Source organism: Moorena sp. SIO3E8, assembly GCF_010692445.1.
Lineage (GTDB): Bacteria > Cyanobacteriota > Cyanobacteriia > Cyanobacteriales > Coleofasciculaceae > Moorena > Moorena bouillonii.
In genome coordinates this window covers 1-9,479 of sequence record NZ_JAAHHM010000197.1, presented here as the reverse complement: position 1 = coordinate 9,479, position 9,479 = coordinate 1, and the positions used below count along the sequence as shown (strand labels likewise).

Genomic DNA, 9,479 nt, shown 5'->3' with positions numbered 1-9,479 from the left:
AGAATACAGGTAACATTGTCAATAGGTAGGTCTTGTTGAACAAAAGAGACCTATCTTTTTTTTAGCACAAAATGGTGAAAGCTTTACATTTAAAGCTTTTCAGGCTATTTCGTCACCCCTTCAGGTATTACCTGCTTATAGATCTAGTCTATTTTTAGCAACAAAAACAGCACAACGAGATCGAGATGGGGCTTGGCGAGAGTTAGAGCGATCGCTTAAACGCCTTCAAACTGATTCTATCGATTTATGGCAATTACATCACGTGTCTTTTCACGAAACTTTAGATCAAATTTTTAGTCCCAATGGCGCTATCAAAGCCTTTGAAGAAGCAAAAGAACAAGGAATTGTCAAATATTTAGGCATTACCGGACACCATGAACCGGATGTGATTGCAGAGGGGTTGCGGCGCTATCCCTTTGATACTACCTTAATTTCTCTGAATGCGGCAGATGTTCACCATCCTCGTCCTTTTGCTAAAACTGTTTTACCAGTGGCGCGAGAGAAAAATGTAGGAGTCGTTGCCATGAAAGTTCCGGCTTATGGCAAGTTATTCAAAAATGGTGTCTTAGATGGAATGGAGCAAGCCATGGGTTATGTTTTGTCTCTGGAGGGAGTACATTGTTGTATTATTGCTGCCGAATCCGTCAAGCAATTAGAATCCAATTTTAAAGTAGCCCAAGCATTTCAATCCTTGAGTTCAGAACAAATGACTGCTATTGAAACACGCACAGCTTCTGCTTGGCAAGACAATACATTTTTCCGGCGGTGGACGTAAAACTGTAGCAACGTATACCCTCGATACCTACAGCTCAGCACTAGGGTGCGTCATTGACGCACCCTACAATCTTAGCTGAATCGCCTATCAACAATGCTGCGAGATATAGCAGTCGCCAGGGCAGTTAGGATATGACAAAAGTCTCAAACCTAAGTAAGCGCAAGAGTTTGACTTCTGACTTCTGACTTCTGACTTCTGACTTCTGCTAGATTTAAGGCTTAACCTACTGGTGCTGACGGCTCTTCTGGCTTATACTCAGGACAATAGATCAGATACTTGCCAGTAACATAACCTTGTAAGGGCGCAGAAATAGGAACCCAGCCATTACTACCACGATTAACAATCGTTACCTTAGAACCATCAGCGATAATTCCAATAATCTCGCCATCATTTGACGGTGCTTTGCGGACATTTAAACCCTGTGGTGCTGAAACTTGCCGACAATCCTCTTCAGATGGTGGTGGTGTTGGACAAGGTTTTATTTTAACATACTTGCCAGACACATAACCGATTATGGGTTCTGAAATCTTCAGCCAGCCATCTGCACGTATACTCTCAATCTTGACCTCGGTACCATTTTTTAATGTACCGATACTTGGACCACCAGGGGTTGAACGCACTATCAGATCACTACCAGTAGTGGTAACTGTACCACACTCTTTTTTGACAGTGGGACAGGGTTGAAGATACCGCTCAGACACATAACCTTCTCGGGGAGAAACAATCGGTACCCAACCATCAGTGCTAGTACCCTTGATAGTGATTTTAGTACCATTTTCTAGAACACCGACAATCGTACCACCAGGGGTCGCACGCACATTTAGCGGGTTACCATTAGTCGATACTAGACGACATTCTTCTTTGGGAGGAGGTGGTGGACAAGGTTTAAGATACCGGTCGGAAACATAACCCTTTTGGGGAGAGACAACCTGTACCCAACCATTAGTACTGCTATTGACGATAGTGATTTGAGCGCCATTGTCCAAGTCACCAATAATCTTACCACCAGGACTCTGACGTACATTCAGACCCCTGCCAGTATTGGTAGAAACTATTCGACATTCCTGCTTAGGTGGTGGTGGACAGGATTGGAGATACCGCTGAGAAATATAACCTGACAAGGGAGAAGAAATTTTTGCCCAGTCTTGGTTTACTATTTGCTCAAGGGTAACCTCAGACCCGTTTTTGACTAAACCGATAATCCGGTAATTGCTACCGGGTCCACTGCGGACATTGAGATCACTGCCTCTAGTCACTACTTTGCGGCATTTGTCTGTAGCCGCAGCTAGTTGAAATTTTGCTTGGTTCTCAAATGAGATGTTTTCTAAACGAGACGATGGGGTAAATTGAGCGATCGCAGGACTAGTAGCATAAGATGGCGCAGGAAAAGCTGTAAACGCTAGCGCCACAGAGATGCACACCACTAGTAATCTTCGCCAACCACTAATCTTTGTGATCATATGTTGGATTTATTATTCACTACCAAAGTGGAATGGCTTTATTTTATTAGAACTTCCGATAAAACCCCAGACTCTCTATCCTTAGCTTTGTGGTGGCAAGAATAGAACAGGGTGCCAGCTGCTGCGCATTAAATCACCGGCTAAGCTACGGACTGACCAATCTAAGAATTTCCCTTTGTGATCGGAAGAGATTGCGATCGCAGTAATATCATATTCTAAGGCTGTGTCTAAAATCTCTTCACGGGGATTGCCCACTCGCACGTCCGTATTGACCTGTAAGCCCAGCTGTTCTAACTCTGCTTTTACTGGTTCTAGCTTGTCTTGAGCTTTTTGTAACTGAGGCTCTTTAGATAATTCTTTGCGCCCCCCTTCACTGACTACCCACAACAGCATACACTGCTTTAGTGAGTCATCTGGTGCTTGTTTAGCATACTCTTTGACCCTTTCCACGACAGATTGAGACGCTGTAGTGCCGTCATAGGGAATTAGCAAATACCGGAATAGATGTTGGCAGCGTAGATCGAGTTCTTCGCAGGTGTAAGCTGAAATCAGTTGTGGTCGCAGCATTAGCAATGGTGTACTACATTCCTTGCTCAAGGTTGCTGTAGTGCTACCGAAAAGCTTTTCTTGTAATAAGCTGCGCACTGGCGTGCCAATCAGGATGACATCAGCATGGTAACGTTTGGCGATTTTAGGAATACTGTCACTAGGACGACCTGAGGTCACTTCGATGTGAACCTCTACCCCTTCAGGTATATTGGTCAAACCGTTTTCAAAGCGGCGGCGAGCTTGTTCTATTCCTTCTTCATCAATACGAGGTATTTCTCCCTCTTCCCAAAGCGGAACAAAGTGGCAGAAGATGATTTTCTTAAGCCCACCAGCCGCTAAACTGGGGACAAACTCTACTAGCCGATATAAACCGTCAGAGAAATCGGTGCAGATTAGGCAATGCTGAAACATATGCAGGGAGGATGGCTTTTTCTTAGAGTTTCTTTCAGACTAGAACACTTTACAATTACTTTAGATAGTTTTGCATTAATTTATACAATTTTATAAACTATTTATCCTGACTTGCCTAGAGTGAATTGGGGTATTGCCAATCCGTAAGCTATCAGATATCAGCTATCAGGTAATTCGCACTTATCACAGGCTAGAAGCCTGTGCCACCGACGCTACTTGAGGTGCTTTTGAATGAAACAGGTAAGCATTCGCTTAATCTCTGTTACCTCTACTGACGGCTGACCGCTGACCGCTGTTCGCGTAGCGTGCGCGTAGCGCATATGCTTACCGTTAAGCAAGCCTGCGGCTATAATACTTAGCCTGATATTAGTTAACAATAAGTTGAATCAATTAATTTTAATTTTAATTAAATCTTAATATAATTGCAGTCTTAAGCTAATTGCAGTTGACGCCCCAGCATCCCCAGCTCCTTTCCTACCTACGGAATTGAGCAAGAGAAGGAGGTCGCGGCTCAATTAAGGTGAATAACAATCAGACTAGGGCTTTAGCTATAATCCCCACTCGTGTTTTAGGACTTCTTTGTACATTGTTTCACGCATCATCATTTGCTCATAGAGTTTGATTAGGAATTCCTGAGCTTGCTCACGGCTCATTTTCTGGACCTGAGATTCAAAGGACCGCAGGTTAAATTTTTGCTCCAGGGAAAGTTCTACTGGTTTAGACATAGTTGAGCTCCTTAAAAACTAATCATGGGTTTTGGCTGGCTAGAGCAGCCCTAGTTTAGATCAGGCTAGGTATCGGTAAATGTATCAACCGTTAACCTATCTGACCTTTAATGAAGAATCGTAACAAGTATTTGACAAAATGACCAGGATTTGATCCATTCTGAGGTTATATATGACCTAGACTATTTCTAGCAAGTTCCCTGGCTAGGATTGATGCTGTCTAATTCGGTATATAGCGCTACGCGAAAGTTATAAGTCAGAAGTCAGAAGTCAGAAGTCAGAAGTAAGCTATGACTTACGTTTCGAAGTTTATGAATGTCAAACATCTGAATGCATAGTGCTATAACTGTTTCTTATACTCGATAAAACACAATTCGATAAAACACAATAGGTGCGCGCCTCCAAGGCCGCGAGGGATTGTTCGCGGCCTTGGGTCGCACCTGTAGAATAGGCATCTTGCCGTGGAATCGGCATCAGGCGTGGAACTGGCATCTTGCCAGTTTCCTGCTTATTTGTGGAATGGCCATCAGGCGTGGAACTGGCATCTTGCCAGTTTCCTGCTTATTTTCGGGCGGGCAGGATGCCCACTCTACTCCTATTCATTCAAAGACTGAGGCAACGCCGAATTAGTACAACCAGTACCACAACGGCATAGTAGTGAGTTAACTATATTGCATATACAATCATAGTTAAGTGAGCCGCCTCGATGGGATTGGCCTTTGGGCGACGCTACGCGATTGACCTTAGGTCACGCGGGGCGCGTTCCCATGGTGTCAGATCCAACTAGCACCATAACGGAATAGTAGTTAATTAAATATAGTTAACTTAAGATTAGCTAGTTGACTTAGAGCCTACTAGACAGTTAAGCATTCATCCTTCTTAATTACCTGCTCAGCCTCACTTAATCCGGAATTCCCTAGCTGGCAACAAACAAGCAATCCCTACAATACCGCTACAATAGGGCTATGCCTAGATCTACTACTACTTCTGACAACTCTCCCCCGGTCCCTGATGATTCCGCAATGGCAACATCCCCGCTAATGATTTTAATTGATGGTCATTCTCTGGCTTTTCGCTCCTATTTTGCTTTTGCCAAAAGTCGTCAGGGTGGATTACGGACTAAAACTGGAATTCCGACCAGTGTCTGTTTTGGCTTCATTAAATCTTTGCTAGAGGTAATGGAGTCAGAAAACCCGAATGCGATCGCAATTGCTTTCGATACCAAAGAAGCCACCTTTCGCCAACAAGCCGATGCTACTTATAAAGCCAATCGCACCGAAACACCAGAAGATTTCCTCCCAGATATCAAGAATCTCCAGCAGTTACTGGAAGGGTTAAGAATCCCAGTAATAACCTCTCCTGGTTATGAAGCTGATGATGTATTGGCAACTTTAGCTCACCAAGCTACTGATCAAGGCTATCGGGTCAAAGTTGTATCTGGCGATCGCGATTTATTTCAACTCGTTTCTCCCGATAAAGGGATTAGCGTTTTATATCTCAGTGGTCCCTTTGCTAGAGGGGGTGCTACAGTTGGACCAACGGAATATGGGTTAGAGGAAGTAGAAGCAAAATTGGGAGTCTTACCCTCTCAAGTTGTTGATTATAAAGCCCTCTGTGGGGATCCATCCGATAATATTCCTGGAGTGAAGGGCATCGGAGCAAAGACTGCAGTTAAGTTACTCAAAGAATACCAAAACCTCGATAATATTTATGCTTCCCTTGATACTATTAAGGGTGCGGTTAAGAAAAAGCTGGAAGTCGGTAAGTTAGATGCAGAACATGCTCGCTATTTGGTTCAATTGCGATTTGATACTCCTATCGATATTGATTTAGACCAGTGTCAGCTCCAAGGATTCGATCCTCAAGTGCTCAAACCGCTATTGGAGAAGTTAGAGTTAAAGTCATTTATCAGTCAAATAGATAAACTTCAGCAGCGTTTTGGTGGCGTAGTGCTAGAGGATATCCAAACTGATGCCCCAAATGATACTGATAGTGATACTGATAGTGATACTGATAGCAATACTGATAGCAATACTGATACTCAGGAAGATCAGGGTATTTCCTTTTTCAGTGCAGCGGAAACGGAAGAGTTTCAAGAGCAAGGGTCTAATACTGGTTCGATTCAACCACAAATTATCGATACTGTAGACAAGCTCAATCAATTAGTTGAACAGCTAAAATACTATACCGATGCTGGAAATCCTGTGGCTTGGGATACAGAAACTAGTGATTTGGAACCACGGGATGCTCAGTTGGTGGCGATTGGCTGTTGTTGGGGAAAAGAACTTACTGATGTTGCTTATATTCCTACCGGTCATAAGGATGGGACTAATTTAGACCAGGATATTGTCTTAGAATCCCTACGTCCAATTTTAGAAAGCTCGGATTATCCGAAAGTCTTACAAAATACGAAATTTGACCGACTAGTCTTCCGTTGTAACGGGATTCAGCTAGCAGGAGTGGTATTCGATACCATGCTAGCTAGTTATGTACTCAATCCCGAAACTAGCCATAAACTTAGTGACCTAGGGCTGCACTATTTAGGAATAGAAGCAAAAAGTTATGATGACTTAGTTCCAAAAGGGAAAACTATCGGAGATTTAGACATTCCCACGGTAGCCGATTACTGTGGGATGGATGCTTATACCACCTTCGGAATAGTTTCTAAATTACGAGAAGAATTGGCGAAAACTCCAGCTTTGCAGCAACTGTTGCTAGATGTAGAGCAACCCCTCGAACCGGTATTGGCTGAGATGGAATACCAGGGGATTAGTATTGATAAGGATTATCTGGAACAGTTCTCTCAACAGCTGGAAAAGGATTTAGTGGCAATTAAACAGCAAGCCTATCAAGATGCTGGACAAGAATTCAATTTAGGTTCCCCTAAACAGCTGAGTCAGTTACTGTTTGAGAAACTAGGGTTAGATCGTAGGAAGTCTCGTAAAACCAAAACGGGTTACTCTACCGATGCTACTATCTTAGCTAAATTACAAGGAGACCATCCAGTAATAGATGCTATTCTGGAATACCGTAGTTTATCTAAATTGAAGTCTACTTATGTGGATGCTTTACCAGCACTGATGCGTTCCGATACTAAACGAGTACATACGGATTTCAACCAGACCGTGACCACAACTGGTAGACTATCCTCCTCTAGTCCTAATTTACAAAATATTCCTATTCGTACTGATTTTAGTCGCCAGATTCGGAAGGGTTTTATTCCAGAATCCGGTTGGCTGTTGGTATCGGCTGACTATTCCCAAATTGAGTTACGAATCCTAGCCCACTTGAGTCAAGAGCCAGTGCTAGTGGAAGCTTACCAAACTCAAGCGGATGTCCATACCTTGACAGCGCAAATGTTATTTGATAAAGAAGACATCACTGCTGAAGAGCGGCGCTTGGGTAAGATAATTAATTTTGGCGTAATTTACGGCATGGGAGCACAACGGTTTGCTCGGGAAGCTAAGGTATCGGCAGCTGAAGGAAAAGAATTTATTGATCGATTGAACCAGCGCTATCCTTTAGTGTTTGCTTATTTAGAGGAAACCAAGAAAAAAGCGATCGCACAAGGCTATGTAGAAACTATACTCGGACGCCGTCGCTACTTTACCTTTGGTGGTAACAGTCTTAGAAGGCTGCAAGGTAAGCCTCTCGATCAGATTGATCTCGATCAACTTAAGGGTATCAATCCCTATGATGCTGGGTCATTAAGAGCAGCAGCTAACTCGCCAATTCAAGGCTCCAGCGCTGATATTATCAAAATTGCTATGGTTAACCTGTATCAAGTATTACAGAAATATCAAGCGCGGTTGCTATTACAAGTCCATGATGAATTAATCTTTGAAATTCCCCCTGATGAATGGGAAGAATTGCAGGTAAAAATTCGGGAAACTATGGAATCGGCAGTTGAGTTAAGTGTTCCTTTAGTTGTGGAAATACATGCTGGGGAAAATTGGATGGAAGCGAAATAGGGTGCATCTTTTTTACCCAAGCCTTCCCCAGAAATCAAGACTAATTCAGAAATAAACAAACCTGCGAAGGCTTCTACTCCACCACCAAAGAGTAACGAACCCGCAAAGGCTTATACTCCACCACCAAAGGGCATTGCTGAATAGCGAAATGGTTTAACCAGGGCGTTGCTTATCCAAGGAATGATTTTCTTTTTTATTAGATTATTCCTTGAAGCAGCAACGCCGAAATTTTTTATGAGTAAGGTTTCTAGAATTTAGATGGGTTTGCCCTGCAAGATCAGACAATCTAAATTCATACTTCAATTAAGCAACACCCGTTTAAGGGCGTTGCTTAATAATGGAATGATTTTAAGAGTAGGTGCGACTCAAGGCCGCGAGTAAATCCCCCTTGGGTCGCACCTGTGGAATGGGCATCTTGGTGGAACTGGCATCTTGCCAGTTTCATGCTTATTTTCGGGTGAGCAGGATACCCACCCTACTCCTATTCATTCGAAGATTCAGCAACCCCCAAGATCTTGCTACGCAAGCAGGCAGTGATTTAATCTGTCAATGACCAACTGAATAAAATTGGCCAGATCGAACATTCTCGTCATCGTAGTCTGTTCAATTTATTGGTGAATTCGCTGACTGGCTTAGTAGCTTACACCTATTCTACCATAAAACCAGCTTTAGATCTCCAAGTCCAACGAGGGTTAATTTCAGACTGTATCTTCCCTGAGCTAATTGGCTTAAAGCCTGATATAATAATCTTTTTAGGGCTCATGTCAACCCCTCAGGATCCTGACTTAAACGCGGCTATTAATTTAGCAGCGATGACGGGTAGCTTACCCGTGCCAGCTTGTGGAGTGGATGATCCCAACTCTCCATCTTGAAGCATGAACAAAACAGATAATCCTAGATTGTTTAGGATTATTGTAGATTGTTGAGAGCGCCTAGGAGATATACTGATTTGAGAGCGGCTAGGGGATATAAGCTGATGCGCATTTAAATTGGTTTTTACCTGTTCCCAGATCCGTTGATCCGAAGTTACCTTTGAGCAATTTAGGTATCCCAATCTAAATGCTGAACAGCTTAACTTATGTAACAAAGCCATTTTGTTGTAATGTTCGAGGTTTGTTCAATGGCTGCCTTTTCCCAGAAAAATTTAATATTTCTGATTTCTCAGCCTCGTGCTGGTTCTACCCTGACTCAGCGTATTTTAGGAACCCATCGAGAAATTTATACTGTGTCTGAACCTTGGATTATGCTACATCCTCTTTATGCACTGCGCGGGGATGGATATCAAGCTGAATACAGCGTTCAGAATAGTAAGAAAGCACTCGATAGCTTCTTGAACTTACATCCCGAAGGTGAAGATGCTTATTTTCAAGCAGTACGACAAATGTCTTTGAATTTATATGAAGGATTGCTTCGGGGATCGGACAAAAATTTTTTTTTAGATAAAACTCCAAGATATTATTATATTATTCCTGAGCTATACAGAACCTTCCCTGATGCCAAATATATTTTCTTAATTAGGAATCCCCTAGCTATTTTGTGTTCTATCTTTAAAACTTTTGTTCAAGAGCATTGGTGGAAAATTCAGTAA

8 protein-coding genes are annotated in these 9,479 nt (G+C 42.7%); 5 read left to right on the top strand and 3 right to left on the bottom strand.

Going from position 1 to position 9,479, the window contains the following annotated elements; translation table 11 throughout:
* Positions 1-52 precede the first annotated feature (52 nt).
* A complete protein-coding gene (locus tag F6K46_RS36080; RefSeq protein WP_366510759.1) occupies positions 53-775 on the top strand; it encodes an aldo/keto reductase in 723 nt (240 codons plus the stop codon).
* Positions 776-993: 218 nt separating this feature from the next.
* Here the strand turns inward: F6K46_RS36080 and F6K46_RS36075 are convergent, their stop codons facing one another.
* From F6K46_RS36075 to F6K46_RS36065, 3 genes are all read right to left on the bottom strand, one after another.
* Entirely contained in the window at positions 994-2,235 is a 1,242-nt protein-coding gene (locus F6K46_RS36075) for an SH3 domain-containing protein (RefSeq protein WP_293061910.1), read from the bottom strand.
* Between the two features lie 81 nt (positions 2,236-2,316).
* A complete protein-coding gene (locus tag F6K46_RS36070) occupies positions 2,317-3,195 on the bottom strand; it encodes a universal stress protein (protein WP_293025236.1) in 879 nt (292 codons plus the stop codon).
* A 548-nt stretch (positions 3,196-3,743) separates the two neighbouring features.
* Positions 3,744-3,920, bottom strand: coding sequence for an NblA/ycf18 family protein (locus tag F6K46_RS36065; RefSeq protein WP_008178810.1), 177 nt, complete (start codon positions 3,918-3,920; stop codon positions 3,744-3,746).
* Between the two features lie 493 nt (positions 3,921-4,413).
* Here F6K46_RS36065 and F6K46_RS36060 point away from each other — a divergent pair, with 493 nt between their 5' ends.
* The 4 genes from F6K46_RS36060 to F6K46_RS36045 all read left to right on the top strand — a co-directional run bounded on the left by F6K46_RS36060 (position 4,414) and on the right by F6K46_RS36045 (position 9,479).
* Positions 4,414-4,575 carry a hypothetical protein gene (locus tag F6K46_RS36060; RefSeq protein ID WP_293061909.1) on the top strand — a complete coding sequence of 54 codons (162 nt, stop codon included), beginning with the start codon at positions 4,414-4,416 and terminating at the stop codon, positions 4,573-4,575.
* Positions 4,576-4,942: 367 nt separating this feature from the next.
* Positions 4,943-7,891 (top strand): DNA polymerase I, encoded by a 2,949-nt coding sequence (polA, locus tag F6K46_RS36055; protein ID WP_293117912.1) that lies wholly within the window; start codon positions 4,943-4,945, stop codon positions 7,889-7,891.
* A 614-nt stretch (positions 7,892-8,505) separates the two neighbouring features.
* The gene (locus F6K46_RS36050; protein WP_293061907.1) at positions 8,506-8,763 is read left to right on the top strand and encodes a hypothetical protein; all 258 of its coding nucleotides are present in this window, start codon (positions 8,506-8,508) and stop codon (positions 8,761-8,763) included.
* Between the two features lie 248 nt (positions 8,764-9,011).
* Positions 9,012-9,479, top strand: coding sequence for a sulfotransferase (locus F6K46_RS36045; RefSeq protein ID WP_293117909.1), 468 nt, complete (start codon positions 9,012-9,014; stop codon positions 9,477-9,479).

Excerpts from the sequence above, each read along its gene's own strand:
- F6K46_RS36075 (WP_293061910.1), bottom strand. The coding sequence starts at position 2,235 with ATGATCACAAAGATTAGTGGTTGGCGAAGATTACTAGTGGTGTGCATC.
- F6K46_RS36070 (WP_293025236.1), bottom strand. The coding sequence starts at position 3,195 with ATGTTTCAGCATTGCCTAATCTGCACCGATTTCTCTGACGGTTTATAT.
- F6K46_RS36045 (WP_293117909.1), top strand. The coding sequence starts at position 9,012 with ATGGCTGCCTTTTCCCAGAAAAATTTAATATTTCTGATTTCTCAGCCT.
- polA (WP_293117912.1), top strand. The coding sequence starts at position 4,943 with ATGGCAACATCCCCGCTAATGATTTTAATTGATGGTCATTCTCTGGCT.
- F6K46_RS36065 (WP_008178810.1), bottom strand. The coding sequence starts at position 3,920 with ATGTCTAAACCAGTAGAACTTTCCCTGGAGCAAAAATTTAACCTGCGG.